Source organism: Rhodococcus pseudokoreensis, from assembly GCF_017068395.1.
In the GTDB taxonomy this organism is placed as follows: domain Bacteria; phylum Actinomycetota; class Actinomycetes; order Mycobacteriales; family Mycobacteriaceae; genus Rhodococcus_F; species Rhodococcus_F pseudokoreensis.
This window is the reverse complement of record NZ_CP070619.1, coordinates 7,968,815-7,994,267: the sequence shown is the minus strand read 5'-3', so window position 1 is coordinate 7,994,267 and position 25,453 is coordinate 7,968,815. Positions and strand designations below refer to the sequence as shown.

General features: G+C 68.9%; 23 protein-coding genes, 1 tRNA gene and 1 riboswitch. Of the genes, 16 read left to right on the top strand and 8 right to left on the bottom strand.

Annotation, left to right across the window (positions count from 1 at the left end):
- Nucleotides 1-70: 70 nt before the first annotated feature.
- The 4 genes from JWS13_RS41810 to JWS13_RS41795 are packed head-to-tail and all read left to right on the top strand — an operon-like array spanning nucleotide 71 to nucleotide 3,724.
- Nucleotides 71-757 (top strand): biliverdin-producing heme oxygenase, encoded by a 687-nt coding sequence (locus tag JWS13_RS41810; protein ID WP_206010965.1) that lies wholly within the window; start codon nucleotides 71-73, stop codon nucleotides 755-757.
- A complete protein-coding gene (locus JWS13_RS41805; RefSeq protein WP_206010964.1) occupies nucleotides 754-1,788 on the top strand; it encodes a heme/hemin ABC transporter substrate-binding protein in 1,035 nt (344 codons plus the stop codon). The genes JWS13_RS41810 and JWS13_RS41805 overlap by 4 nt, the downstream gene beginning before the upstream one ends.
- Entirely contained in the window at nucleotides 1,785-2,858 is a 1,074-nt protein-coding gene (locus JWS13_RS41800) for a FecCD family ABC transporter permease (RefSeq protein ID WP_206010963.1), read from the top strand. The genes JWS13_RS41805 and JWS13_RS41800 overlap by 4 nt, the downstream gene beginning before the upstream one ends.
- Complete coding sequence (locus JWS13_RS41795; protein ID WP_206010962.1) at nucleotides 2,855-3,724, top strand: heme ABC transporter ATP-binding protein; 870 nt, start codon at nucleotides 2,855-2,857, stop codon at nucleotides 3,722-3,724. Before JWS13_RS41800 ends, JWS13_RS41795 begins: the two co-directional genes overlap by 4 nt.
- Before the next feature lie 10 nt (nucleotides 3,725-3,734).
- Here JWS13_RS41795 and JWS13_RS41790 read toward each other — a convergent pair whose 3' ends face one another.
- Entirely contained in the window at nucleotides 3,735-4,112 is a 378-nt protein-coding gene (locus JWS13_RS41790; protein ID WP_206010961.1) for a hypothetical protein, read from the bottom strand.
- Between the two features lie 184 nt (nucleotides 4,113-4,296).
- On the opposite strand from JWS13_RS41790, the gene JWS13_RS41785 reads away from it, so the two are divergent.
- Genes JWS13_RS41785 through JWS13_RS41775 form a run of 3 tightly spaced genes read left to right on the top strand, consistent with a single transcriptional unit; the run spans nucleotide 4,297 to nucleotide 6,628 of the window.
- Nucleotides 4,297-5,307: an NHL repeat-containing protein gene (locus JWS13_RS41785; protein WP_124395200.1), complete on the top strand. Its 1,011-nt coding sequence runs from the start codon at nucleotides 4,297-4,299 to the stop codon at nucleotides 5,305-5,307.
- Complete coding sequence (locus JWS13_RS41780) at nucleotides 5,308-5,547, top strand: DUF5703 family protein (protein ID WP_087557015.1); 240 nt, start codon at nucleotides 5,308-5,310, stop codon at nucleotides 5,545-5,547. It begins immediately after the preceding gene.
- Nucleotides 5,548-5,557: 10 nt separating this feature from the next.
- On the top strand, nucleotides 5,558-6,628 hold the full coding sequence (locus JWS13_RS41775) for a quinone-dependent dihydroorotate dehydrogenase (protein ID WP_206010960.1): 1,071 nt from the start codon (nucleotides 5,558-5,560) through the stop codon (nucleotides 6,626-6,628).
- Nucleotides 6,629-6,705: 77 nt separating this feature from the next.
- Here JWS13_RS41775 and JWS13_RS41770 read toward each other — a convergent pair whose 3' ends face one another.
- A complete protein-coding gene (locus tag JWS13_RS41770) occupies nucleotides 6,706-7,236 on the bottom strand; it encodes a YbhB/YbcL family Raf kinase inhibitor-like protein (RefSeq protein WP_124395202.1) in 531 nt (176 codons plus the stop codon).
- Between the two features lie 33 nt (nucleotides 7,237-7,269).
- On the bottom strand, nucleotides 7,270-8,622 hold the full coding sequence (locus JWS13_RS41765) for a M20/M25/M40 family metallo-hydrolase (protein ID WP_206010959.1): 1,353 nt from the start codon (nucleotides 8,620-8,622) through the stop codon (nucleotides 7,270-7,272).
- Nucleotides 8,623-8,733: 111 nt separating this feature from the next.
- Here JWS13_RS41765 and JWS13_RS41760 point away from each other — a divergent pair.
- From JWS13_RS41760 to JWS13_RS41720, 9 genes are all read left to right on the top strand, one after another.
- Nucleotides 8,734-8,819: transfer RNA gene (locus tag JWS13_RS41760), tRNA-Leu, on the top strand.
- Between the two features lie 72 nt (nucleotides 8,820-8,891).
- Nucleotides 8,892-10,343, top strand: a complete 1,452-nt coding sequence (locus tag JWS13_RS41755; protein ID WP_206010958.1) for an SDR family oxidoreductase — start codon at nucleotides 8,892-8,894, stop codon at nucleotides 10,341-10,343.
- 105 nt (nucleotides 10,344-10,448) lie between these two features.
- Nucleotides 10,449-10,865, top strand: coding sequence for a universal stress protein (locus JWS13_RS41750; RefSeq protein ID WP_124395205.1), 417 nt, complete (start codon nucleotides 10,449-10,451; stop codon nucleotides 10,863-10,865).
- A gap of 89 nt (nucleotides 10,866-10,954) precedes the next feature.
- Nucleotides 10,955-11,365 carry a DUF2784 domain-containing protein gene (locus JWS13_RS41745; protein WP_124395206.1) on the top strand — a complete coding sequence of 137 codons (411 nt, stop codon included), beginning with the start codon at nucleotides 10,955-10,957 and terminating at the stop codon, nucleotides 11,363-11,365.
- 35 nt (nucleotides 11,366-11,400) lie between these two features.
- On the top strand, nucleotides 11,401-12,645 hold the full coding sequence (locus JWS13_RS41740) for a saccharopine dehydrogenase family protein (protein ID WP_206010957.1): 1,245 nt from the start codon (nucleotides 11,401-11,403) through the stop codon (nucleotides 12,643-12,645).
- Nucleotides 12,646-12,907: 262 nt separating this feature from the next.
- Complete coding sequence (locus JWS13_RS41735) at nucleotides 12,908-13,873, top strand: sulfite exporter TauE/SafE family protein (protein ID WP_206010956.1); 966 nt, start codon at nucleotides 12,908-12,910, stop codon at nucleotides 13,871-13,873.
- A gap of 133 nt (nucleotides 13,874-14,006) precedes the next feature.
- Complete coding sequence (locus JWS13_RS41730; protein ID WP_206010955.1) at nucleotides 14,007-16,187, top strand: malate synthase G; 2,181 nt, start codon at nucleotides 14,007-14,009, stop codon at nucleotides 16,185-16,187.
- A gap of 125 nt (nucleotides 16,188-16,312) precedes the next feature.
- Nucleotides 16,313-18,100 (top strand): substrate-binding domain-containing protein, encoded by a 1,788-nt coding sequence (locus tag JWS13_RS41725; RefSeq protein ID WP_206010954.1) that lies wholly within the window; start codon nucleotides 16,313-16,315, stop codon nucleotides 18,098-18,100.
- A complete protein-coding gene (locus JWS13_RS41720) occupies nucleotides 18,097-19,251 on the top strand; it encodes a metallophosphoesterase (RefSeq protein ID WP_206010953.1) in 1,155 nt (384 codons plus the stop codon). Before JWS13_RS41725 ends, JWS13_RS41720 begins: the two co-directional genes overlap by 4 nt.
- Before the next feature lie 56 nt (nucleotides 19,252-19,307).
- On the opposite strand, the gene gcvP is transcribed toward JWS13_RS41720, so the two are convergent.
- The 5 genes from gcvP to odhI all read right to left on the bottom strand — a co-directional run bounded on the left by gcvP (nucleotide 19,308) and on the right by odhI (nucleotide 25,313).
- Entirely contained in the window at nucleotides 19,308-22,160 is a 2,853-nt protein-coding gene (gene gcvP, locus JWS13_RS41715; RefSeq protein ID WP_206010952.1) for an aminomethyl-transferring glycine dehydrogenase, read from the bottom strand.
- A 174-nt stretch (nucleotides 22,161-22,334) separates the two neighbouring features.
- A riboswitch (glycine riboswitch) is annotated at nucleotides 22,335-22,458 on the bottom strand.
- A gap of 69 nt (nucleotides 22,459-22,527) precedes the next feature.
- A complete protein-coding gene (locus tag JWS13_RS41710; RefSeq protein WP_206010951.1) occupies nucleotides 22,528-23,148 on the bottom strand; it encodes a MerR family transcriptional regulator in 621 nt (206 codons plus the stop codon).
- A 280-nt stretch (nucleotides 23,149-23,428) separates the two neighbouring features.
- The gene (locus tag JWS13_RS41705; RefSeq protein ID WP_124394326.1) at nucleotides 23,429-23,902 is read right to left on the bottom strand and encodes a bifunctional nuclease family protein; all 474 of its coding nucleotides are present in this window, start codon (nucleotides 23,900-23,902) and stop codon (nucleotides 23,429-23,431) included.
- Nucleotides 23,903-24,051: 149 nt separating this feature from the next.
- Nucleotides 24,052-24,792, bottom strand: a complete 741-nt coding sequence (gene ftsR / locus JWS13_RS41700) for a transcriptional regulator FtsR (protein ID WP_206010950.1) — start codon at nucleotides 24,790-24,792, stop codon at nucleotides 24,052-24,054.
- Entirely contained in the window at nucleotides 24,789-25,313 is a 525-nt protein-coding gene (gene odhI / locus JWS13_RS41695; RefSeq protein ID WP_370183841.1) for an oxoglutarate dehydrogenase inhibitor Odhl, read from the bottom strand. The genes ftsR and odhI overlap by 4 nt, the downstream gene beginning before the upstream one ends.
- Nucleotides 25,314-25,453: the final 140 nt, after the last annotated feature.

The window sequence follows — 25,453 nt, the reverse complement described above, 5'->3', positions numbered from 1 at the left end:
TGCAGTTCACGTGCAGGGCAGGCTAACCTGGTGCCCACCGGCCGACGTCCGTAGATCCGCAGGAGAGTCCATGACCACGCTGAACGAGGCCGACGCGGCCGACCGCGGAACCGTCGGCTTCGCCGAGCGCATCAAGGCGGGCACGGACGCCGCCCACCGGGAGACCGAGCAGTCCCCCTTCGTCGGGGCACTCCTCGCCGGTGAGCTCACCTCCGACGGCTACGCCGAACTGCTCGCGCAGACGTACCTCGTCTACCGCGAACTCGAGGACGCCGGACGCACGCACACCGGCAGCCCCGTCGTGTCGCCGTTTCTCCACGACGAGCTGTTGCGGGTTCCGTCGCTGGAAGCGGATCTCGCATTCCTGCGCGGGCCGTCGTGGCGGGACAGCGTCTCGGCCCTGCCCGCCACCACCCGGTACGTGGAACGGCTCCGCGAAGTGGCATACGAATCGCCCGCCGGTTTCGTTGCGCACCACTACATCCGATACATGGGCGACCTGTCGGGTGGGCAGATCATCCGGCGCATGCTCGAGCGCGCCTACGGGTACAGCACCGACGGCCTGCAGTTCTACATCTTCGACGAGATCCCGAAACCGAAGGTGTTCAAGGACACCTACCGCGCGAAACTCGACGCGGCGCCGCTGTCTCCGGAGGACCAGCAGCGGGTGATCGACGAGGTCAACCTCGCGTACCGCCTCAACGGCGCCCTGTTCGCCGACCTCGAAGCCGGCATCGACCGGTACCGCGCACGATGAGCTCGATGTTCCGGGCCCGCGCGGACAGGTCGCTGTTCGCCGTTCTCATCCTGCTCGTGGTGTCCGCGGTGGCCGTGTCGGCGTGCAGTTCCGGCGACAGCGTCGGCGGCACGGGCGGCGCGCGCACGGCGGTCCTCGACAACCTGGATCCGGAACCGCTCGCGTCCCCGGCGACACCGGCGCTGCCCGTCACGGTCCGCAGTTTCGACGGGGTGGACGTGACGATCACGGACGCGAGCCGGATCGTGACCGCGGACCGCTACGGAACGCTCACCGAGACGGTGTTTGCGCTCGGGCTCGGCGACAACGTGGTGGGCCGCGACATCGCGTCCGAGTTCCCGGCCGCGCAGGACGTGCCGGTGGTCACCCCGGGCGGGCAGTCCCTCAACGCCGAGGCCATCCTCGACCTGGCGCCGACGGTGATCCTCACCGACACCAGTATCGGTCCGCAGGCGGTGCAGGACCAATTGCGGGCCGCCGGGGTGCCGGTCGTCTATTTCGATCCGACGCGCACCCTCGACGGCGTGCCCGGCCAGATCACCGCGGTGGCGAATGCGCTCGGGGTGCCGGAGCAGGGCCGGGAACTCGCGGCCCGCACGGAGAGCGAGATCGCGGCGGCCCGCAGTCGCGCGCCCCAGGGCGAGAATCCGCTGAAGATCGCGTTCCTTTATCTGCGCGGCACCGCGATCACCATGATCGGCGGCCCGGGATCGGGTGCCGATTCCCTGATCGACGCGCTCGGCGCCGTCGACGCCGGTACCGCCTCGGGGATCACGCAGCAGTTCGCCCCGATCACCAGCGAGGCACTGATCGCCGCCGCCCCCGACGTGCTCCTCATGATGACCGGTGGACTCGAATCGATCGGCGGGATCGACGGCCTGGAGAAGATCCCCGGGGTGGCGCAGACACCGGCAGGCCGGAACCAGCGGGTCGTGGACATGCAGGACGGGGTGCTGCTGAGCTTCGGCCCCAACACCGGTCGCGTCCTCGGCGCCCTGGCCGACGCCGTCTACCCGGCCGCCACTCCATGACGGTCGAAGACCTCGACGCTCCTGGTAAGCCCTCGTCACGCAACCGGACCGGTGCCGTCCTCGGCGGTCTGCTGATCGCCCTCGCCGTCGCCGCCGTGCTCTCGGCCTGCATCGGTCAGGTGCCGACCGGCCCCGGGGAGGTCGTCGGCAGCATCCTGCACCGCATCGGGCTGGATCTCGGGCCGATGCCCGCGCACCCCAGCGGTGAGGTGACGCTGTGGGAGGTCCGATTCCCGCGGGTGATCCTCGCCATCCTGGTGGGGGCGGCACTCGGATGCGCGGGAGCGTTGCTGCAGGGTGTGTTCGCCAACCCGCTCGCCGAACCCGGCGTCATCGGGGTGTCCGCAGGTGCCGCGGTCGGTGCCAGCGCCGCGATCGTCGTCGGCGGCGCGTTCGCGGCCGGGTGGACGGTGGCCGCGGCCGCCTTCGTCGCCGGACTGGTCACGACCGTCGCCGTGTACCTCCTGGCCCGGCACGAGGGCCGCACCGAGGTCGTCACCCTCGTCCTGACCGGTGTCGCGGTCAACGCGTTCGCAGGCGGCCTCATCGCGTTCTTCACGTTCGTCGCGTCCCCCGCGGCGCGCGATCAGATCGTCTTCTGGCAACTGGGCAGCCTCAACGGGGCCACGTGGAGCGCGGTCGCGGTGGTGGCGCCGATGACGGTCGCCGGGATCGCGGCCACCATGCTGATCGCCGGGAAACTCGACCTGCTCTCGCTCGGCGAGAACGCGGCCCGGCACCTCGGCCTCGACGTCGAACGGCTGCGTCAGATCGCGGTGCTGATCGTCGCCCTGCTCGTCTCCTCCAGCGTGGCATTCACCGGCATCATCCTGTTCGTCGGACTGGTGGTCCCACACCTGATGCGGATCGCCGTCGGCCCGGGCCACCGAGCCCTGATTCCCGCGAGCGCTCTGTGCGGTTCCCTCGTGCTGCTGCTCGCCGACCTTGGTGCCCGGTCGCTCGTGACCAATGCGGACCTCCCCCTCGGCATGCTCACGGCCCTCGTCGGCGGGCCCTTCTTCTTCTGGTTGCTGCGCCGCACCCGGGCCAGTCAGGGCGGGTGGGCATGAGTCCGTCGTTCCGCACCCGCGTCGGCGAGGCCCTCGAACAGAACCTGTTCCGGCGGACCGATCCGGTGCCCCCACCGCGGCCCTCGGGGGCCGTGACGCTGCGCGCGGACGGCATCGCCGTCACCCGCGGTGGCAGACCTGTGCTCGACGACGTGTCCGTGGACGTGCGGATCGGGGAGGTCCTCGTTCTCGTCGGCCCCAACGGGGCGGGCAAGTCGACGCTCCTCGCGGCGCTGTCCGGTGATCAGGGCGTGCACGCGGGCAGCGTGCACCTCGACGACCGGGACCTCGGCGAGTGGACGGCGCTCGAGATGGCCCAGCGACGGGCGGTCCTCCCCCAGCAGAACACGGTCGGATTCTCGTTCACCGCACGTCAGGTGATCACGATGGGCCGGTCCCCGTGGGCGCGCACACCCCGCACCGACGACGATGACGCCGCGATCGCCGAGGCCATGCGGATCTGTGACGTCGTGGCGTTCGCCGAACGTCCGTTCACCGCGCTGTCAGGCGGCGAACGGGCCCGCGTGGCGCTGGCCCGCGTGCTGGCGCAGCGCACCGAGACCATCCTGCTGGACGAGCCCACTGCCGCCCTCGACCTCGGTCATCAGGAGACGGTGATGCGTCTCGCCCGCTCCCGCGCGGAGCGGGGCACCGCGGTGGTGGTCGTGCTCCACGACCTCGCGCTCGCCGCCGCGTACGCGGACCGGATCGTGGTCCTCGAGCAGGGCCGAGTCGCCGCCGACGGGCCTCCCCGCGACGTCCTGTCCGAAGACTTGCTGACCCGGGTCTACGGACACCCCGTCGAGGTCATCGCGCACCCGGTGACCGGCGTGACCCTCGTCCTCCCCCGCCGCGACCACCGCTAGCGGCCGACGGTCACAGTCCGTCGATGACCGCCCCCAGACGGCTGAGGACCGCACGCACGGTGATGCCGTCCTCCGTACTCGCCATCCGGGAATCGGGCGGCCCCGCCGCCAGGGAATCGGGATGGGACACGGCGTCCCGCACGACGGCGACGATGCTGCGCTCGTCGGTCAGGTCGATCTCCCGGACCGAGCGCCGCGCCGACGCCACGATGTCGTCCGGGTCCGGGACCTCGGTTTCCACGTCGGCGCGGTAGACCTCGACGTGCATCGTGCTCTTGCGCACGCGGAATGCGTAGGAGTTCCCTTCGGCGGTCCGGCCGAAGCCGTGCGCGTGCGGTCCGACCGAGATGTCTTCGACGGTGAACGTCGGCGTTTCGGGTATTTCCACGGTCTGCTCCTCGATGACCTGGGCCGGCGGTCGGGAAACCACCGGGCGCGGGGTCGATGTTTCTCACGGTATCGCCTCGGCACCCGCTCGGCACCGACCGAATTCGTGGGCGTTTCGCGGATCAGGGATGCTAGTGGACAGTTGTGCAGGTGTAGGTCGTTGAGAGAACCCCGAGGAGCAGCACATGGGTAGACCGGGAGCGCGCGTCGTCGCCTCGTGTATCGGAGCGGCATTTCTGCTGGTCACGGGTTGTTCGTCGAACTCCGACGAGGATCAGGCGATCACGATCGCGCCCGCGACTGCCGCGCAGTCCCCGGCGCAGAGCACCGCGCCCGCGGGTGTCGTCCACCCCGTCGGCCTGCCGATCGATTCGACCACCTTCGACCCCGAGACCCGCACGACCGTCGTCCTCGGCGGCGAAGGCAACGAGATCCTGCTGTTCCCGGCCGGCGATTTCACGGCGGCTCCGCGCACGATTCCGCTGGACGGGGCCGTCGCCCAGGTGTCCCTCGCTCCCGGCGGTGTGGCCCTTCTCGCGATGAACACGCAGGTAGGACGGCTCGACCTGCGCACGGGCGAGGTGACGTTCGTCCCCGCCGACGGCGATGTCCGTTCGGTCGCCCAGTTGCCCGACGGCCGGCTGGCGATGGGCCTGGGCAATGGCGAGATTCACATCGTGAACACCGAGACGAACGAATCACAGGTGATCGACGGCCTCACCTCCGTCGACGGGCTGGCCGTCGTCGGGGACTCGCTGACCGCCCTCGACCGCGGTCAGACGTCCGTCACCGCCGTCGACGTCCCGGGTTCCGCGCTCGGCGTCGCGCTGCGCGCCGGTGAAGGCGCGACGCAACTCACGACCGACCACTACGGGCGGATCCTCGTCACCGACACGACCGGCGACGAACTGCTCGCCTACACCACCGACACACTGATGCTCCGCCAGCGGTTCCCGGCCGGACTCGCGCCGTACGCCGTCGCCTACGACGACACCGCCGACCGGGCGTGGGTCACGCTGACCGGAACCAACGAGGTGGTCGGATTCGACCTGTCCAGCGGTGTCGGCGTGGAAACGGCCCGGTATCCCACCGTCCGGCAGCCGAATTCTGTCACTGTAGATACCGTGAACGGTGACCTCCTGATCGGATCCGCGACGGGAGACGGCTTGCAGCAGATCCCGACTAGGAGTTCGTAGATGGCATCGCATTCACGTCGACTCCCCTCCGGGTGGGAGATCGAATCCGAGGACTACGAGTACGTGCCGCTTCGGCTGCCACCCGACGTCACCCGCGTCAGCGCATCGATGCGCTTGGCCCTCCAGGCGGAATTCGGCGGCTGGGAGCTGTCGCGGGTTCGCCTGTACTCCGACGGAAGCCGCCGGGTTCTGCTCAAACGAAGGAAGACCGCTCACCATGTCCCCGACCCCGCAATCTAGGGAGACCTCCTTGTACCACCTGCTCCTACAGGTGATGTTCCGCCTTCCTCCGGAGCGCATTCATCACCTGGCCTTCGCTGCGATGCGCCTGGTCACGCGGTTCTCGCCGCTGCGCCAACTCGTCGGCAGGGTTCTCGTGGTGGACGATCCGGTTCTGCGGAACACCGTGTTCGGACTCGACTTCCCGGCGCCGCTCGGGCTGGCCGCCGGATTCGACAAGGACGCCACCGGCGTCGACGCCTGGGGTCCTCTCGGATTCGGGTTCGCCGAGGTGGGCACCGTCACCGCCCAGGCGCAGCCCGGCAACCCCGCCCCCCGCCTGTTCCGGCTGCCCGCGGACCGCGCCCTGATCAACCGGATGGGGTTCAACAACCACGGCGCAGGCAACGCGGCCAACCATCTGCGTCAGCGCCGGGCCGGTGTCCCGATCGGCGCGAACATCGGCAAGACCAAGATCGTCGACGCCGCGGACGCCCCCGCCGATTACACGGCGAGCGCGCAACTGCTCGGCCCGCTCGCCGATTTCATGGTGGTCAATGTCAGCTCACCGAACACCCCGGGACTGCGCGACCTACAGGCTGTCGAATCTCTCCGGCCGCTGCTGCGTGCGGTTCTCGACACCGTGACCGTCCCGGTGCTGGTGAAGATCGCTCCGGACCTGTCCGACGACGACGTCGACGCGGTCGCGGATCTCGCCCTCGAACTCGGCCTCGCCGGCATCGTCGCAACCAACACCACCATCCGCCGGGACGGGCTGAACACCCCGGACGACGAGGTGACCGCGATCGGCGCGGGCGGCTTGTCCGGCCCTCCGGTCGCGGAACGATCGCTCGAGGTCCTGCGCCGCCTGCACGCGCGCGTCGGGGATCGTCTGGTGCTGATCTCCGTCGGCGGCATCGAGACGGTCGACCAGGCGTGGGAACGCATCCTGGCCGGGGCGTCCCTCGTGCAGGGGTACACCGGCTTCATCTACGGCGGCCCGTTCTGGGCTCGCCGCATCCACAAGGGACTGGCCCGGAAGGTGCGCGAGGCCGGCTACGCCTCCGTCGCCGATGCGGTCGGCGCCGGCGCCGTGCGCTGACAAAACCCGCACCGAGACCGGTGGCCGGCGAATCCCGAGGATTCGCCGGCCACTCGTCTGTTCCCGAACTACTGGAGTTACTGCTCGTACGTCCCCTGGATCTTCGCGCGGGCGATCCCGTGGGAGAACAGGTTGAACCCCAGGAACGCCGGCGTCGAGTCGGCCGTGACCCCGTCGAGGGTCTCCACGTCGACCGCGTGGACCACGATGATGTAGCGGTGCGGCCCATGACCTGCCGGCGGGGCAGCGCCGAGGAAGCGGCTCAGTCCGGCGTCGTTCCTCAGCGTGATCGCACCGGCCGGGAGCCCGGTTCCCTCGTCGTCGCCTGCGCCGCTCACCAACGTCGTCGTGTCGGCCGGGATGTTCGCGACCGCCCAGTGCCAGAATCCGGACGCCGTCGGCGCGTCGGGGTCGTACACCGTCACCGCGAAGCTCTTGGTCTCGGCGGGGAACCCCGACCACGACAGCTGGGGTGAGTTGTCGTGGCCGCCGGCGCCGAAGATTCCGCTGACCTGTTCCTTGTTCAGCGGCTGCCCGTCGGTGACGTCGGTGGAGGTCAGCTCGAAACTCGGCAGGTCGGGCAGTGCCTCGTACGGGTCGTGTGACATGCGGTTCCTCTCTTGTCGCGTATCGGTTTTCGATCAGCTGTGGAGCAGAAAATGTTCCAGCACGCGTGTACCGAACAGTAGTGCGTCCACCGGTACCCGTTCGTCGACGCCGTGGAACAGAGCGCTGAAATCCAGGTCGGCAGGCAATTGCAGCGGTGCGAATCCGAAGCACCGGATGCCGAGCTTCGCGAACGCCTTGGCGTCGGTTCCGCCCGACAGCATGTAGGGCACGGTGCGGGCGCCGGGGTCGTGGGCGAGGATGGCGTCGTTCATGGCGTCGACCAGGTGCCCGTCGAACGTGGTCTCGTAGGAGTCGAGCTTCGTGATCCATTCGCGCTGGACGTCCGGTCCGATGAGCTCGTCGACCGTCGCCTCGAACTCGGCCTGCCTGCCGGGCAGGATCCGGCAGTCGACGACGGCCTCCGCGGTCTGCGGGATGACGTTGGCTTTGTAGCCGGCGGACAGCATGGTCGGGTTGGCGGTGTCGCGGAGCGTGGCACCGAGGATGTTGGCGATGGTGCCGAGTTTCGCGAGGGTGCCGTCGAGGTCGGGCGAGGCCGGGTCGAAGTCGAGTCCGGTCTCCTCCCCGGCCGCTTGGAGGAATTCGGCCACCGAATCGGAGATGACCAGGGGGAAGGTGTGCGCCCCCAGCCGGGCGACCGCCTGCGCCAGGATGGTGACGGCGTTGTCGCCGTGCAGGAACGAACCGTGCCCGGCCCGCCCCTTCGCGGTCAGCCGCATCCATCCGAGGCCCTTCTCCGCGGTCTCGACGAGATAGAGCCTGCGGTCCGTGCCGTCCGGGCGGGCGACGGTCAGGGAGAAACCGCCGACCTCCCCGACTGCTTCCGTGACCCCCTCGAACAGATCGGGACGATTCTCGACCAGCCACTGGCAGCCGTACTTGCCACCGGCCTCCTCGTCGGCGACGAACGCGAACACGAGGTCGCGGGGAGGAACGATGCCCTCCGCCTTGAACTGGCGGGCGACCGCCAGGATCATCCCGACCATGTCCTTCATGTCGACGGCGCCGCGACCCCACACGTAGCCGTCCTCGACGGCTCCGGAGAACGGGTGGACGCGCCAATCGGCCGGTTCGGCGGGGACGACGTCGAGGTGACCGTGCAGCAACAGCGCGCCGCGGTCGGGGTCCGAACCCTTCAGCCTCGCGAAGACGTTGCCGCGGCCCGGTGCGCCCGACTCCACATATTCGGTCTCGTAGCCCACTTCCTGCAGCTGGGACGCCACCCACTCCGCACACTCGCGCTCGCCCTTCGTCGTCGCGAGCTCTCCGGTGTTGGACGTGTCGAAGCGGATCAGTGAACTGACGAGATCCACGACTTCGGCTTCGGCGCGACCCTGGCCTGGGGTTTCCTGTGTAGTTGGCACTCCACTTTCCTACCACCGGGCAGGCGGAAACGCTCAGGTGAGAGGGGCGATTTGGGCCGTGGCGGTTCATCGGTTAATCTTTTGCAGCACCCAGGAAATGGGGGCAGGCAAGTCCGAGTGGCGGAATGGCAGACGCGCTAGCTTGAGGTGCTAGTGTCCTATTAACGGACGTGGGGGTTCAAGTCCCCCCTCGGACACTCTGAGTTGAGACAGACGAAAAAGCCCCGGTTCACTGAACCGGGGCTTTCTTCGTGAGAGGGCGAAGTTCGATGGGTGAAACAACGACGATCGATCCGGCGGATCTCGAGATCTGCCTGAGAGTTCTCGATCTGGCGGCAGACCTCGACGACGCGGATCCCGACTCCGTCACCGTCCAGCGTGCTGTCGGTCACCTTTTCAAGAAGCTGAAGAAGCGCAGGCGCATCGCGGCCCGCGACGCCGTCTCCGAGGCCGACCGCAAGGTCGTCGCCGCCACCGCCACGGGTTCCCCCGACCGGATCGACGACGAGACCGCGGGCATCCTGCTGACGTCGAACGCCGACGGCGCGTCCGCGGGCACCCTGATCCGGCCCCGCCCGTGCTACATCTGCAAGCAGCGCTACACCCGGGTCGACGCGTTCTACCACCAGCTGTGCCCCGACTGCGCGGCGAAGAGCCGGGCCAAGAGGGATGCGCGCGCCGACCTCACCGGACGCCGGGCGCTGCTGACCGGTGGTCGCGCCAAGATCGGCATGTACATCGCGCTGCGGTTGCTGCGCGACGGCGCCCACACCACCATCACGACCCGTTTCCCGAACGACGCCATCCGCCGCTTCAAGGCGATGGAGGACAGCAGCGAGTGGATCCACCGGCTGCGGGTGGTCGGTATCGATCTGCGCGACCCGGCGCAGGTCGTCGCGCTCGCCGACTCCGTCGCCGCGCAGGGCCCGCTGGACATCCTGATCAACAATGCGGCGCAGACGGTGCGACGCTCGCCGGGCGCCTACAGCGCGCTGGCGGACGCCGAATCCGGTGCGCTGCCCTCCGGCGACCTTCCCGACGTCCTGACGTTCGGCAAGACGAGCGACGCCCACCCGGCGGCGCTCGCCGGGTCGCTGTCCGACGTGTCCGTGATGGCGGGCGCCGCGCTGTCCCCCGATGCGGTGAGTTCGCTCGCGCTGGTCGCGAAGTCGGCGTCTCCCGATCGGATCGACCAGGGTCTCGCGATCGACGCCGGCGGTCTGCTGCCCGATCTGGCGCACACGAACAGCTGGGTCCAGACGGTCGAGGAGGTCGACCCGATCGAGCTGCTCGAGGTGCAGTTGTGCAACTCGGTCGCCCCGTTCATCCTCGTGTCCCGGCTGCGGCCCGCGATGGCGGCGGCAGGTGCCCGCCGCAAGTACGTGGTGAACGTCTCCGCGATGGAGGGCCAGTTCAGCCGCGCCTACAAGGGTCCGGGGCATCCGCACACCAACATGGCGAAGGCCGCGCTGAACATGCTCACCCGCACCAGCGCGAAGGAGATGCTCGAGGACGGCATCCTCATGACCGCCGTGGACACGGGGTGGATCACCGACGAGCGGCCGCACTACACCAAGATGCGCCTGGCAGACGAGGGTTTCCATGCCCCCCTCGACCTCGTCGACGGCGCCGCCCGCGTCTACGACCCCATCGTCCAGGGCGAGCAGGGCGTCGATCTGCACGGCTGCTTCCTGAAGGACTACGAGCCCTCACCCTGGTGATCGGGCACCACGCGGATCCCTGTTCGAGAGCATCGACACAGCAGGAGCACCCTCCAGCACGGGGATAATGGGCGTGGTACCGATCCCTGAATATGGAGGCGCTTCATGGCGATAGCCGTTGTCCACCGAGACAGTCCGGAAGGCCGGGCGGCCATCGTCCACGCCGCCCGCGAGGCTGTGCAACGACGGGAACAGCTACTCGTCCTCCACGTGCTCGACGACGATCCCGGACAGGATGCCGAGTCCGATCGGTCCGCTCTGCGCGCCGAGATCCAGGCGACGCTCGAGAGTGGCGGGGTCGGCGAGTCGTCGTGGGAACTGCGCACCAGCGAACACGACGGCGATCAGGTGAGTGCATTGCGTGCGCTGGTCGACAGCAGCGGCGCGGATCTGCTCGTCGTGGGTACCCGGCGCATGTCCCCGGTCGGCAAGTTCCTGCTGGAACGGTGGCTGCAGCGTCTCCTGCTCGAGGTCGACATTCCGATCCTGGTGGTCAAGGAAGAGGCGCGCGGCTCGGCCTGATTCCGCCGCCGAGCCCGTTCCCCCGTGGACCCGGCAGCCCACGCCTACGATGGCGTTGGGGGGACACTTCGGAGGTCAGGGGTGCATCGATGGGGAGCGTGGTCTTCTACGAGGTCGTCGCGGGCGCGACGGTTGTCGCACACCTGATCTTCATCCTCTACGTCGTGTGCGGTGGTTTTCTCGCCTGGCGTTGGCCGCGGACCATTGCCCTCCACCTGGCCGCGGTGGCCTGGGGATTCACCGGGCTGATCGTCGGCATCGACTGCCCGCTGACGCATCTGGAGAGCTGGGCGCGGGTCCGCGCCGGGCAGGACCCGCTCCCCTCGTCCGGGTTCATCGCCCACTACCTCACCGGCGTGGTCTACCCGGAATCCGCGGCGGGAGCGATCCAAACTCTCGTGGCACTGGGCGTCGTCACGTCGTGGGCCGGTTACGTCGTCCTGCGGGTCCGCACGCGGACACCCCTCGCACCGACCCGACCCGGCGGTGCCGGACTTTGACGCCACCCTTCCCTACCGACGAGTAGGGTCGTGCCATGACAGACAGCACGCGTGAATTGGATCTCGTCGTCTACGGGGCCACCGGCTTCGTCGGCAAACTTCTCGCCGACTATCTCGCTCAGCACGCCCCGGACGGTGTCCGGATCGCGCTCGCGGGACGGACGGCCGCCAAACTGGAGACGGTGCGGTCCTCGCTCGGTCCGCGCGCGGCGGACTGGCCCGTCATCGTCGCGAACTCCGACGACGCCGCGTCGCTCGCCGCCCTGGCGGGACGGACCCGCGTGGTCGCGACGACGGTCGGGCCCTACGCCAAGTACGGACACGCACTGGCCGCGGCCTGCGCCGAGGCGGGCACCGACTACGTCGACCTCACCGGAGAGGTGCTGTTCGCCCGCGAGAGCATCGACGCCAACCACGAACGGGCCCGCGAGACCGGCGCCCGGATCGTCCACTCCTGCGGATTCGACTCCATTCCGTCCGACCTCGGGGTGCACGTCCTGCACGCGAAGGTCCGGGAGGACGGCGCCGGCGAACTCACCGACACCACCCTCGTGGTCACGTCGCTGCGCGGCGGCGTCAGCGGCGGCACGATCGATTCGCTCCGCACTCAGGTCGACGTGTCCAAGAAGGATGCGGCGTCGCGCCGTCTCGCGGCCTCTCCGTACTCGCTGAGCCCCGACCGGTCGAAAGAACCCGATCTCGGCAAGCAGACCGACATGGGCGTGGTCGACGGCAAGACCATCGCGCCCGGCGTCAAGGGCTGGAAGGCGCCGTTCTTCATGGGCCCCTACAACACGCGGGTCGTGCGGCGCAGCAACGCGCTCCGCGACTGGGCGTACGGCCGGGAATTCAAGTACCGCGAGGTCATGAGCGTCGGCAGTTCCCCGATCACGCCGGTGATCGCGGGCGCGGTGACGGTCGGCCTCGGCGCGCTGATCGGCGGAATGGCCCTCCCGCCCACCCGCTACGTCCTCGACCGCGTGCTGCCCTCACCGGGCGACGGTCCCAGCGAGGAGGCGCAACGCAACGGCCACTTCACCGTCGACCTGTACACAACCACGACCACGGGCGCCCACTACACGTCGCGGGTGAAGGCGAAGGGTGACCCCGGCTACCGCGCCACCGCGGTGATGCTCGGCGAATCCGCGTTGAGTCTCGTCCTCGGCGGCGACGCGCTGCCGGACGCGGCGGGCGTTCTCACTCCGGCGACGGCGCTCGGCGACGTGCTGGTTTCACGGCTGCGCGACGCGGGTTTCGAGATCTCTGCGCGAAAACTGTGAGCGGTTGGGCGCGTGTGAAGATGACACGCGCCCACTCCTGCCGCTAATGTCGAACCCTGTGCGCGGACGGCCGTGCACACGACGAGAGATTCGGGAGTTCGAGTGAACGGCACGAGCGCGCAGGCAGGCCCCGCGGCCTCGCTCGCCCTCATGCCCTTCTGGCCCTCCCGCCGAGGCCATGCCTTCGACCAGGGATGTTGCTGACCAGCCTGCTCGCTGGTCTTTGCTGCCCTGACGGTTCGCTCTCTCGGTCGGAGTCTCGATGTTCAAGCTCTTGATTTTCACGCTGGTCGGCGTGGGTGCCCAGCTGGTCGACGGCGCCCTCGGCATGGCGTTCGGTGTGACTGCGACCACCCTGCTCGTGTTCAGCGGCGTCGGACCTGCCCACGCCAGCGCAGCGGTGCACTTCGCCGAGGTCGGCACCACGCTCGCCTCCGGCGCGTCGCACTGGCGGTTCCGCAACATCGATTGGTCCCTCGTGCTGCGCCTGGGCGTCCCCGGCGCGATCGGCGCATTCCTCGGCGCGACGGTGCTGTCGCAGTTGTCGACGGCCGCCGCCGTCCCCGTGACGTCCACGATCCTGCTGGCAATCGGCGTCTACGTCCTCCTGCGCTTCTCGATCCGCCCTCCCGCCGTCAACGACGCCCGGACGTCGCCGCACACGGCAAAGTTCCTCTCACCGCTCGGACTGTTCGGTGGATTCATCGACGCGAGCGGTGGCGGCGGCTGGGGACCGATCACCACCAGCACGCTGCTCTCGCGCGGCAAGACCGCACCGCGCACCGTCATCGGCTCGGTCAGCGCGTCGGAGTTCCTGGTATCCGCCGCGGCCAGCATCGGATTCATCTTCGGGCTCGGCAGCGACTTCTTCGACAACATCCCGATCATCGCGGGTCTGGCGCTCGGCGGAATCATCGCCGCACCGGTCGCCGCGTGGCTCGTCAGCCGGGTGCCTGCGACCCTTCTGGGCACCGGTGTCGGCGGCATCATCATCATCACCAACGCGCAGAAGCTGTTCAAGACATTCGACGTGACGGGGGCCGTCGCCGCCCTCGGCTACGTCGCGCTCGTGGCGGTGTGGGCCGGACTGCTGGTCGTCGCGTGGCGCCGTTCGCGTCTCAGCGCCGCAGAGGCCGCGGGCGATCTGCACCGGATCGACGCCGAGATCGACGCGCCCAACGAGGCGGACGCGCAGTCCCTGGAGCCGTCCACCGGCGAGAAAGCCTGAGCTCACCTCACACCTCCGCCCGGATCGAGAAGCCGCCGGGCATCTGCCACACCGCATCCCTACCAGCGGGTAACATTGGTCGCGGTTCATGGCACCCGTGCGGTGCTCCGATAGCGGAACAGTGAGGCTTTTCATGACTGAGCGTGTTGAGGTCGGCGGTCTGCAGGTCGCGAAGGTGCTCTACGACTTCGTGAACGAGGAGGCGTTGCCGGGGACCGGGATCGACGTCGACGGTTTCTGGTCGGGTGCGGTGAAGGTGATCGAGGACCTGGCCCCGAAGAACCGGGCCCTGCTCGCCACCCGCGACGAGCTGCAGGCGCAGATCGACCGCTGGCACCGCGACCACACCGGCACCCCCGACCCGGCCGAGTACCGGCAGTTCCTGACCTCGATCGGCTACCTGGTGCCCGCCCCGGCCCCGTTCGAGGTGTCCACGGCGAACGTGGACACCGAGATCACCTCGACCGCCGGCCCGCAGCTGGTGGTCCCGGTCCTCAACGCCCGCTTCGCGCTGAACGCGTCCAACGCCCGCTGGGGGTCGCTGTACGACGCCCTGTACGGCACCAACGCCATCGGTGAGGACGGCGGCGCGCAGCCGGGCACCTCCTACAACAAGGTCCGCGGCGACAGGGTCATCGCCTGGGCCCGCACCTTCCTCGACACCGCCGCCCCCCTCACCGGCGGCTCCCACGCCGACGCCACCGGCTACCGCGTCGACGGGGACACCCTGCGGGTGGAGTTGGCCGACGGCACCGTCACCGCCCTGGCCGACCCCGGCAAGTTCGTCGGCTACCTCGGCGACCCGGCCACCCCCACCAGCGTGCTGCTGCGCAACCACGGCCTGCACGCCGACATCCAGATCGACCCCACCTCCCCGATCGGCCAGACCGACCGGGCCGGGATCAAGGACGTCGTCCTCGAATCCGCGGTCACCACCATCATGGACTTCGAGGACTCCGTCGCCGCCGTCGACGCCGACGACAAGGTCATCGGCTACCGCAACTGGCTCGGTTTGAACCGCGGTGACCTGACCGAGGAGATGACCAAGGGCGGCCAGGCGTTCACCCGCCGGCTGAACCCGGACCGCACCTACACCGCCCCCGACGGCACCGACCTCACGTTGCACGGGCGGTCGCTGCTGTTCGTCCGCAACGTCGGGCACCTGATGACCACCCCGGCGATCCTGCACCCGGACGGCACCGAGGTCCCCGAGGGCATCCTCGACGCCCTGCTCACCTCCCTCTGCGCCATCCACGGCCTCACCCGGTCGGAGGCGTCGGGGCCGCTGGACAACTCCCGCACCGGATCGATCTACATCGTCAAACCCAAACAGCACGGCCCCGACGAGGTCGCGTTCACCACCGAACTGTTCGGCCGCGTCGAACAGGTCCTGAACCTGCCCGCCAACACGTTGAAGGTGGGGATCATGGACGAGGAACGGCGCACCACCGTCAACCTCGCCGCCTGCATCCACGAAGCCCGCGAGCGGGTGGTGTTCATCAACACCGGGTTCCTCGACCGCACCGGCGACGAGATCCACACCTCGATGGAGGCCGGGCCGATGATCCGCAAGGCCGAAATGAAGCAGCAGACCTGGATCACCGCCTACGAGGACTGGAACGTCGATGTCGGCCTGGCCGCCGGCCTGCAGGGCAAGGCGCAGATCGGCAAGGGCATGTGGGCGATGACCGAACTGATGGCCGAGATGCTCGAGCAGAAGATCGGCCACCCCAAGGCCGGCGCGAACACCGCGTGGGTGCCGTCGCCGACCGGGGCCACCCTGCACGCCACCCACTACCACCAGGTCGACGTGTTCGCCGTCCAGGACACGCTCAAGGGGGCGCCGCGGGCCACCCTCGAGCAGATCCTCACCATCCCCCTCGCCCCGAACACCGACTGGACCGAGGAGCAGAAGCAGGAGGAACTCGACAACAACTGCCAGTCCATCCTCGGGTACGTGGTCCGGTGGATCGACGCCGGCGTCGGCTGCTCCAAGGTCCCCGACATCCACGACGTCGCGCTGATGGAGGACCGCGCCACCCTGCGCATCTCCAGCCAGCTGCTGGCGAACTGGATCCGGCACGGAATCGTGACCGCCGACCAGGTCGTCGCCTCGCTGCAACGGATGGCGCCGGTGGTGGACCGGCAGAACGAGGGTGATCCGACGTATCGGCCGCTGGCCCCGGACTTCGACACCAACATCGCGTTCCAGGCCGCCAAGGAACTCATCCTCGACGGCACCGCGCAGCCCTCCGGCTACACCGAACCGATCCTGCACCGCCGCCGCCGCGAATACAAAGCCGCCAACGCCTGACCCCCACGTGAGTGGCAAAGCGTGCGGGAGCACACTTTGCCACTCACGTATCCGGGGGTCGACACCACGCATCACTACACTGCGAGGGTCAACGTCGAACTCGTCGGACAGGGGCTGGAAAGCACGTGGGGCAGCATCGCGGCGAATCGCGCGCCAGGGGTATCAGCAAGGGGCCTTTGATCGTGCTCGGTCTCGTCGTCGTGCTCGTGCTCGGCATGCTGGGCTGGATCCAACTGCGTGACCGGATCAACGATCAGGGAGTGGCGGCCGCCGGCGCCTGCGTCGAAGGCGAATCGGTGCTCGCGGTCGCGGCGGATCCCGACATCGCACCCCAGCTGCAGACTCTCGCCGACAAGTACACGGCGACGGCGCCGGTGATACGCGACCAGTGCGTCTCGGCGACGGTCACTGCCGTCGCGTCCGACACCGTGCGGAACGCCCTGTCCGCGGGCCCCGACGGCCCGTGGGACGCAGCGGCATTCGGCCCCCGGCCCGCCCTGTGGATTCCGTCCAGCTCGCATTCCGTCAAGCAGGTGTCGGCGACCGGTGTCATCAGCGGCGAGGCACGTCCGCTGGCGACCAGCCCGGTGGTCCTCGCCGTCCGGACGGCATTCGCGAACGCACCGGGCACGGCGGCGCTCGACTGGAAGGACTTGCCGTCACTGCAAACAGGACGCGATTCCCTCGCGACTCTCGGTCTACCGGGCTGGGGCAGCGTGGGCTTGGCGCTCCCCGTCGGCTCCGGCGCCGAAAGTACGGAGATGGCCGTCGAAGCGGTCGCTGCCGCCGTCACCGGAAGCAGCACCGGCCCGGTGACGGAAGAGCAGGCGCGTTCCATTCCTGTCACGTCGGCACTCACCGATCTGGCGCTCGGCTACGAGGCGTCGACGGGGACGAAACCCGCGACGACGCGGGAGGCGCTCACCGCGCTGGCCGAGCAGGGCGACCCCGCCACCTCCGCCATCCATGCGGTCGCGACCACCGAACAGCAGGTCTATCAGGCCCTGCGCGACGCACCCGGAGCAGACATCACCGCAACGATGCCGAAAGGCCCCACACCCGTGGCAGATCACCCGGCGGCCGTCCTGGCGGGCCCGTCCGTCGACGAGACGCAGAGCCGCGCCGCCGCGCAGTTCGCGGAATTCGTCCGTCGACCCGAACAGGCGCAGGTCCTGGCCGACGCAGGTTTCCGGGTCGAGGGGCTCGCCCGCCCCGACGACACCACGCTGGCCTTTCCCGGTTTCGAATCCACCCTGGTTCCCGCGGACGCCGCCGCTGCCGCCGAGCTGATGCAGGTGATCCGGAATCCGATCTCGCCGCGCACGTCCACCATCCTGCTCGACGTCTCCAGTTCGATGAGCGAACGCGAGGGGACGGCGACACGCCTGGCGAACACGACGGCGGCGCTGGCCGCCCACGTGAATCGTTCCCCGGACTCGTCGAACCTCGGGTTGTGGGAGTACAGCACCACCCTCGACGGGTCCCGGCCGTACACGACCGTCGTCGCCACCGGTCCCCTGTCGGCGGGCGGATTCACCGAGGGCACCCGCCGGCAGGCCCTCGACGCCCGGCTCGCCAAGGCGACGTCCGCCACCGGATCCTCGACTTACACGTCGCTCGAGGCCGCCTACAAGAGCGCGGTCGACGGATACACGCCGGGCCGCACCAATTCGGTTCTGCTCGTCACCGACGGCGCCAACGACGATTCCGTCGCGCGCGCGGATCTGCTGTCCGCCGTCGCCGCGGCCTCGAGTACGTCGAAGCCGGTCCGCATCGACGTGGTGACGATCGGCGAGAATCCCGACCTCAACACGTTGCAGGCGCTGGCCGATCGCACCGGCGGGTCCTTGGAGAAGGTCGCGTCCTCGGACGGGGCGGCATTGCCGACCGCGATCAGCAAGCTGCTGTCGTGACGAGGCTCCTGGTCTTCGCGGTCTTCCTCGCGCTCGTCACCTGGTGGCTTCATCGGCGGCTCGTCCGGGCTACCGGGTTGAGGCGCCCCTGGTCGGTGGTCGTCGACGTGACCCTCGTCGTTCTGTGGGTTCTCGCCGTCATCGGCGTGGGCAGCGGCGAAGCCTTCGATCCGGGATGGGCGCGTCCACCGGGATGGGTGGGCTGGGTGTGGCTCGGCGCGATGTTTTATCTGGTGCTCGGACTTCTCCTGGTCGCCCTGGTGTCGCTGCTCACCCGGCTGTTCGCCCGCCAGCGCGGCAGGGGGCGCGACGAACAGGTCGATCTGTCCCGTCGGCGAGGTCTGCGCGTCGCCACCGCGGTCGTGGTCGTGGGTGCCGTCGGCGCCGCAGGCTATGGGGTGCGCGAGGCCGCTCGTCCACGGATCGTGCGGGTCCGCGTACCGCTGCGGCGCCTTCCCGCCGAGTTCGAAGGTGTGCGCGTGGCGCTCGTCTCCGACCTGCACGTCGGCCCGGCGCGAGGAGTCGATTTCACGCGCCGCGTGGTCGATCTCGTGAACGCGGAGCGGCCTGATCTCGTCGCGATCGCGGGCGACCTGGTGGACGGGACCGTCGCGAAGGTAGCGCCCGACCTACAGCCGCTCGGCGACCTCGAAGCCCCGCTCGGGGTGTTCGGGGTCAGCGGCAACCACGAGTTCTACGCCGACGACGGTGGCCGGTGGCTCGATGTGTGGGACCGCCTGGGCATCAGGACGCTGCGCAACGAACACGCGACGATCACGCGAGGCGGCGCCGCCATCGACATCGCGGGCATCCACGACTACTCGTCGCCGGCCCCGTACGAACCGGACCTCCCTGCCGCGCTCGCGGGACGCGATCCGTCGACGTTCGTCGTGCTGCTCGCGCACGAACCGCGACAGGCCCTGGAAGCGTCGGACCTCGGTGTGGACCTGCAACTGTCGGGGCACACGCACGGTGGCCAGATGTGGCCGCTGAATTACCTGGTGCCGTTGCAGCAGCCGTCGGTGGCGGGACTCGACCGGATCGGGAACACCGTCCTCTACACGACCCGCGGCGTCGGCGCGTGGGGACCGCCCGTGCGGGTCGGCGCCCCACCCGAGATCACGATCCTCGAACTGGTGCGCGCGGACTGACCTGCGCACGGACTGAGGCGGGACCCGCCCCGCCGAAGCGGGACGGGCCTCCGGTGTCAGGCGCCTTCGAATGCGGAGATCGGCGGGCAGGAGCACACGAGGTTGCGGTCACCGTGCGCGCCGTCGATGCGCCGCACCGCGGGCCACACCTTCGGCCGGGCCTTGCCGCGAGGGAACACCGCCGTCTCGCGGGTGTAGGGGTGGTTCCATTCCGCCGCCAGGCAGCCGGCCGTGTGCGGGGCGCCGCGCAGCGGGTTGTCGTCCACCGTCCACTCCCCCGAGCCGACGCGGTCGATCTCGGCGCGGATCGCGATCATCGCCTCACAGAAGGCGTCGATCTCTTCGAGGTTCTCACTCTCGGTGGGCTCCACCATCAGCGTGCCCGCCACCGGGAAGCTCATCGTCGGTGCGTGAAAACCGTAGTCGGCGAGACGCTTTGCGACGTCGTCCACGGTCACACCGGTGTCCTTGGTGATCGGCCGGAGGTCGAGGATGCACTCGTGGGCCACCATTCCGCCCTCGCCCGTGTAGAGGACGGGGAAGTACTCGTCCAGGCGGCGCGCGATGTAGTTGGCCGACGCGATGGCGGTCAGGCTGGCGCGGCGCAGTCCGACGGCGCCCATCATCCGGATGTACGCCCACGTGATGGGCAGGATCGACGCGCTGCCGTACGGGGCCGCGGAGATCGGGCCTGCGGTGCCGAGTTCGGGTGCGAGCGGATGTCCGGGCAGGAACGGTGTGAGGTGCGACCGCACACCGATCGGACCGACACCGGGGCCGCCGCCGCCGTGCGGGATGCAGAACGTCTTGTGCAGGTTGAGGTGGCTGACGTCGCCGCCGAACCGTCCGGGCCTGGCCAGACCGACCAGGGCGTTGAGGTTGGCGCCGTCGACGTACACCTGGCCGCCTGCGTCGTGGACGGCGGCGCAGATGTCGGCGATCTCGTGCTCGTACACCCCGTGGGTGGACGGGTAGGTGATCATGATCGCCGCGAGGCGCTCGGCGTGGTCCGCGATCTTCGCCCGCAGATCGTCGAGGTCCACGTCACCGTTGGGGCGGCACGCGACGACCTCGACGCGCATCCCGGCCATGACCGCCGAGGCGGCGTTGGTGCCGTGGGCGCTCGACGGGATGAGGCAGGTGTCGCGGTGGTCGTCGCCGCGGCTGAGGTGGTAGTTGCGGATCGCGAGCAGTCCGGCGTACTCGCCCTGGCTGCCGGCATTCGGCTGCAGGCTGACGGCGTCGTAGCCGGTGACGGCGACGAGCCAGTTCTCGAGGTCCTTGATGATGCGCAGAATTCCCGGGGTGTCCCCGGTGGGCGCGAACGGGTGCAGTCCGGCGAATGCGGGCCAGGTGATCGCTTCCATCTCGGCGGTGGCATTGAGCTTCATCGTGCAGGAGCCGAGCGGGATCATGCTGCGGTCGAGTGCGATGTCCTTGTCGGACAACGCCCGCAGGTAGCGCAGCATCGCCGTTTCGGTGCGGTACCGGGTGAACGCCTCGTGCTGCAGGTAGTCGGATCCGCGGAGCTGCGCGTCCGGGACGGATGTGCCCGCCTCGGGGGCCACTGCGCCGTCGCCGCCGAACGCCGCCAGCACGTGGGCGACGTCGTCGTCGGTGGTGGCCTCGTCACAGGCGACGGCGACGTGATCGGCGTCGACGAGCCGCAGGTTGATGCCGGCGTCCTTCGCCTTCGCCACGACGTCCGCCGCCCGGCCGTCGACGCGCACGAGGATCGTGTCGAAGAACTGGTCGTGCACGACGACGGACCCGGTCTTGCGGAGGGCGGCCGCCAGGGAATGTGCCGTGTTCGCGACGCGCAGGGCGATCGCCTTCAGACCCTCGGCGCCGTGGTAGCTGGCGTACATGGCCGCGAGAATCGCGAGGAGCACCTGCGCGGTGCAGATGTTCGAGGTCGCCTTCTCACGGCGAATGTGCTGCTCGCGGGTCTGCAGCGCCAGCCGGTAGGCCTTGTCGCCGTCGGCGTCGACGGAGACGCCCACCAGGCGGCCGGGGAGCTGGCGTGCGTGCTTGGTGTGCACGGCCAGGTAGCCGGCGTGCGGGCCGCCGAAGCCCATGGGGACACCGAACCGCTGGGTGGTGCCGAAGCAGGCGTCGGCACCGATCTCGCCGGGCGGGGTGAGGAGAGTCAGCGCCAGCAGGTCCGCTCCGACTGCGACCAGTGCGCCGCGCTCGTGGGCTGCGGCGATCACGTCAGTGTAGTCGGCGATGCGGCCGGACGCGCCGGGCATCTGCCCGAGGACGCCGAAGAAGTCGCCGTCCGGCAGGCCTGCGGACAGATCGGCCACCACGATCTCGATGCCGAGCGGCTCGGCCCGGGTCTCGACGACGGCCAGCGTCTGCGGGAACAGGTCGGCGTCGACGACGAACCGCGGGGACTTGCTCTTGCTCGCCCGGCGCAGCAGGGTCATCGCCTCGGCGGCGGCGGTGGCCTCGTCGAGCATCGACGAGTTGGCGACCTCCATGCCGGTCAGGTCGGCGACCATCGTCTGGAAGTTGAGGAGGGCCTCGAGGCGGCCCTGGCTGATCTCGGGCTGGTACGGCGTGTAGGCCGTGTACCAGGCCGGGTTCTCGATGATGTTCCGGATCAGAACCGGCGGGGTGAGGGTGTCGTAGTAGCCGAGCCCGATCATGGACGTCGCCACGGTGTTCTGCGCGGCGAGTGCGGACAGTTCGGCGAGCGCCTCGTGCTCGGAGACCGGTGCGGGCAGGGCGTCGAGGCCGTCGGCGATCCCACCCGTGACCCCGTCCAGGATGACGGCGGGAACGGCTTTCGACGCGAGGTCGTCCAGCGAATCGGCCCCGACCAGTTCGAGAATGTGCGCGAGTTCCGCAGCGTTCGGGCCGACATGACGATCGGCGAATGTACGGCTTCCAGCGTCGATCACGACAACTCCCAAGCAGTTCGGAGGACCAGGACACGCCCCGCTCTGCGGAACGTCCCTCCCCCTCTGTCGCCTGCTCGGGTCGAGCGCCTGAGAGATTCGGTACCGTCGTTCACGTGTGAAGACGGCCCTTTCCCCGTGGGCGGGTGGGTGCTCCCACCGCTTTCCAGAGGCGTCGGAGCCCGCACGGTCCTGTTTGCCTGAGAGATTGACGGGGAGGTGTTGCTCCTTCGGCGCCCGAACTCCCGCACACACGATGCTGCTGTGCATGCAGTGCCCGGAACTCTCCCGCACGGCGTCGACGCACCGCCAGTCTATGTCACGAGCTCAGAGAGCGGCGCCACCAGCGCCGCGCTCCTGGGGTTGCGGCCTAGCCCGTCTTGCGGCTCGCGCGGTTCTTGCGCCGCGACGCCAGCTCGTCCTCGGGGCTCTGCTCGCTCTCGCCGCCGTCGGCGCGCTCTGCGGGGAAATCGGCGATGGTGCCGGTCAGTTCGCGCATTGCACCACTGACCGCGATACCGAACACACCCTGCCCACCCTGGAGCAGATCGACGACCTCCTCGGCCGACGTGCACTCGTAGACCGTCGTCCCGTCCGAGAAAAGTGTGATCTTGGCCAAGTCCCGCACTCCGCGCTTACGCAGGTGGTCGACGGCCACGCGAATGTTCTGCAAGGAGATTCCGGTGTCGAGCAGGCGCTTGACGATCTTGAGGACGAGGATGTCCTTGAACGAGTACAGCCGTTGGCTGCCCGACCCGGCCGCGCCACGGATGGACGGCACCACGAGGGATGTGCGAGCCCAGTAATCGAGCTGGCGGTAGGTGATTCCCGCGATCTGGCAGGCGATGGGGACGCGGTATCCGACGAGGTCGTCGGGCACGGAATCGTCCGGGAAGAGGCCCGGCTGGATCTCCTCGGAGCTGAACTCGGACTCGGCAACGTTGTCGCCGGGCGCAAGATTCAGCGCATTCTCCTGCGGCCGATCTCCCACTGACTACTCCCTCTCGCATGTTGCACTGAACCCGACGATCAGTGCGCCTGTGACGCGCGTCGCCAGTGTCCGCGGCAATCCGCAGCACATCGAGCGGCGCAAGCGCCACCAGTGACATCGAGCTAGTCCGTACCCTGAACCTACTCAGCGTACGCCCGATACAATCTGCAGGGCAGAAAATCACTGCACCGAACGCTATGACTCCGAGGAGACCGGGTCAACGCAACGCGCCGGAAGAACCTCAACCGTTACTGCGCCGGCGGCTCTTCCGCTGGAGAAACTAGCCGTCGGTGGCTTTGAAATCGTCCGGCGACACGGACTCGAGGAATTCCTTGAACTTCTCGACCTCGTCCTCACGCTCGTCGGGCATGACCAGCCCGGCCTCCGTGAGCACCGATTCCTCGGCGAAGATCGGGACCCCGATGCGCAGTGCGATGGCGATGGAGTCGGACGGGCGGGCCGAGACGCGAGTGTTCTGGTCGAACACCAGGTCGGCGTAGAACGTGCCCTCGCGGAGTTCGACGATGCGGACTTCCTTCAGAGTGCGGCCGAACGCTTCGATCAGGTTCTTGATCAGGTCGTGGGTCAGCGGACGCGCCGGCTCGACACCCTGCTGCTCGAGTGCGATGGCGGTGGCCTCGGTCTGCCCGATCCAGATGGGCAGGTACCGCTCGCCGTCGGTTTCCCGCAGCAGCAGGACAGGTTGATTCTGGGGCTGCTCGACACGAACTCCGATCACGTGCATTTCGCTCATCGCGTCTGCCTCCACCCTGCAATGGTCCGTCCGCGGCACACAATGCCGTACCAGGATTCTATTCGATTCGTGTCTGCTCTTCGACCGTACAGCCGTTCGAGCGCAGCGTCGTTGGGAAGTTCCGAGGTGGGACCGCCGGCGAACTCACCTCACCGATCGAGCGCACCTCGGACGGCCGACTTCACCAGGCAGGTGTGCAACGTCAGAGACAGCGCGGCCAGTTCCCGCACCATCTCCTCGGCGCGATCCCGTGCGCCGGCGTCGCGGCCCTTGGCGACGGGCCCGGCGATCTGCGCGACCAACCCGGCCTCGCGGTCGGCGGCCAGTTTGAACGCCCGCAGGTGCCGCACCTCGAGTCCGAATTCGGACATCGCTCTCGCGGTGCGCGCCAGGGTCACCGCATCCTCGTCGAAGAACCCCGCAGGCCCGGGAACCACCAGGCCGCCCCGGGTCAGCTCGACGAGGAACTTCTCGTCGATCCCGGCCCGGGAGATCAGGTCGTCGCGGCTGATCCGCACCTCGCGGTCGGAGCGGAATTCCTCCGGGGACACCTCTCCCGGGGCCACGGTGAGCGCGCGCGGCCGGCGCGGCGAAGAATCGCCTGCGCCGACCGTGGCCACACCTCTGTCGATGGCCTCGAGCTGCTCCTTGATGACCTTCAGCGGCAGATACTGATCGCGCTGCGCCGTCAGGACGTAGCGCAGTCGTTCAGTGTCGGCGATCGAGAATCGCCGATACCCCGAGGGAGTGCGCTGCGGGCTGATGAGACCCTCGGCTTCGAGGAATCGGATCTTCGAGATCGTCACATCAGGAAAATCGGGGCGCAGTCGATCCAGCACGGAGCCGATCGACATCCCCGAATGCGCCTGCTGCTGCCGCACCGCGGTCATTGGCTACCCGCACCAGCTGACGTCTCACCGATCTGCGACCCACCGGCCGTGGTCCGGGGTCCGGTCAGGAAGACCAGCCGGAACTTGCCGATCTGCACCTCGTCGCCGTTCGCGAGGACTGCCGAGTCGACCGGCTCACGGTTGACGTAGGTGCCGTTGAGGCTGCCGACGTCGACCACCTGGAACTCGTCGTCCTCCTGGCGGAACTCCGCATGACGACGGCTGACGGTGACGTCGTCGAGGAAGATGTCGCTGTCGGGATGCCGTCCTGCGGACGTCGTCGGCTGGTCGAGCAGGAAGCGCGACCCTGCGTTCGGTCCACGCTTGACGACGAGCAGAGCAGAGCCCGCGGGCAGTCCCTCCACACCCGACACCGGAGCCTCCGGAGCCTGGGTTGCCGAGGAGTTGTCGAGCTCATTGAGAAAGTCCGCGCGGAAGACCGACGTGGTTTCCGCCGGCGTCTCCCCATAGACCGCGTCGTTGCCGTTCTCGCTCACCGTTTCTCCTCCTAGTTCGATCATCCAGCAAGATTCGCTGGACTACGCAATGCCACTCGGTACTACATAATTCGGTTCCCGTGCACATTAACTTCTGTGCAAACTCCCACGATCACATTCAAACTACGGACCTGCGCCCCGACACGGCACATGCGTTCAACATT

Bases quoted from the DNA above. Each gene is read 5' to 3' on its own strand.
- JWS13_RS41810 (WP_206010965.1), top strand. From the start codon at position 71: ATGACCACGCTGAACGAGGCCGACGCGGCCGACCGCGGAACCGTCGGC.
- JWS13_RS41805 (WP_206010964.1), top strand. From the start codon at position 754: ATGAGCTCGATGTTCCGGGCCCGCGCGGACAGGTCGCTGTTCGCCGTT.
- JWS13_RS41800 (WP_206010963.1), top strand. From the start codon at position 1,785: ATGACGGTCGAAGACCTCGACGCTCCTGGTAAGCCCTCGTCACGCAAC.
- JWS13_RS41795 (WP_206010962.1), top strand. From the start codon at position 2,855: ATGAGTCCGTCGTTCCGCACCCGCGTCGGCGAGGCCCTCGAACAGAAC.
- JWS13_RS41785 (WP_124395200.1), top strand. From the start codon at position 4,297: ATGGGTAGACCGGGAGCGCGCGTCGTCGCCTCGTGTATCGGAGCGGCA.
- JWS13_RS41780 (WP_087557015.1), top strand. From the start codon at position 5,308: ATGGCATCGCATTCACGTCGACTCCCCTCCGGGTGGGAGATCGAATCC.
- JWS13_RS41770 (WP_124395202.1), bottom strand. From the start codon at position 7,236: ATGTCACACGACCCGTACGAGGCACTGCCCGACCTGCCGAGTTTCGAG.
- JWS13_RS41755 (WP_206010958.1), top strand. From the start codon at position 8,892: ATGGGTGAAACAACGACGATCGATCCGGCGGATCTCGAGATCTGCCTG.
- JWS13_RS41750 (WP_124395205.1), top strand. From the start codon at position 10,449: ATGGCGATAGCCGTTGTCCACCGAGACAGTCCGGAAGGCCGGGCGGCC.
- JWS13_RS41745 (WP_124395206.1), top strand. From the start codon at position 10,955: ATGGGGAGCGTGGTCTTCTACGAGGTCGTCGCGGGCGCGACGGTTGTC.
- JWS13_RS41740 (WP_206010957.1), top strand. From the start codon at position 11,401: ATGACAGACAGCACGCGTGAATTGGATCTCGTCGTCTACGGGGCCACC.
- JWS13_RS41735 (WP_206010956.1), top strand. From the start codon at position 12,908: ATGTTCAAGCTCTTGATTTTCACGCTGGTCGGCGTGGGTGCCCAGCTG.
- JWS13_RS41730 (WP_206010955.1), top strand. From the start codon at position 14,007: ATGACTGAGCGTGTTGAGGTCGGCGGTCTGCAGGTCGCGAAGGTGCTC.
- JWS13_RS41705 (WP_124394326.1), bottom strand. From the start codon at position 23,902: ATGAGCGAAATGCACGTGATCGGAGTTCGTGTCGAGCAGCCCCAGAAT.
- ftsR (WP_206010950.1), bottom strand. From the start codon at position 24,792: ATGACCGCGGTGCGGCAGCAGCAGGCGCATTCGGGGATGTCGATCGGC.
- odhI (WP_370183841.1), bottom strand. From the start codon at position 25,313: ATGATCGAACTAGGAGGAGAAACGGTGAGCGAGAACGGCAACGACGCG.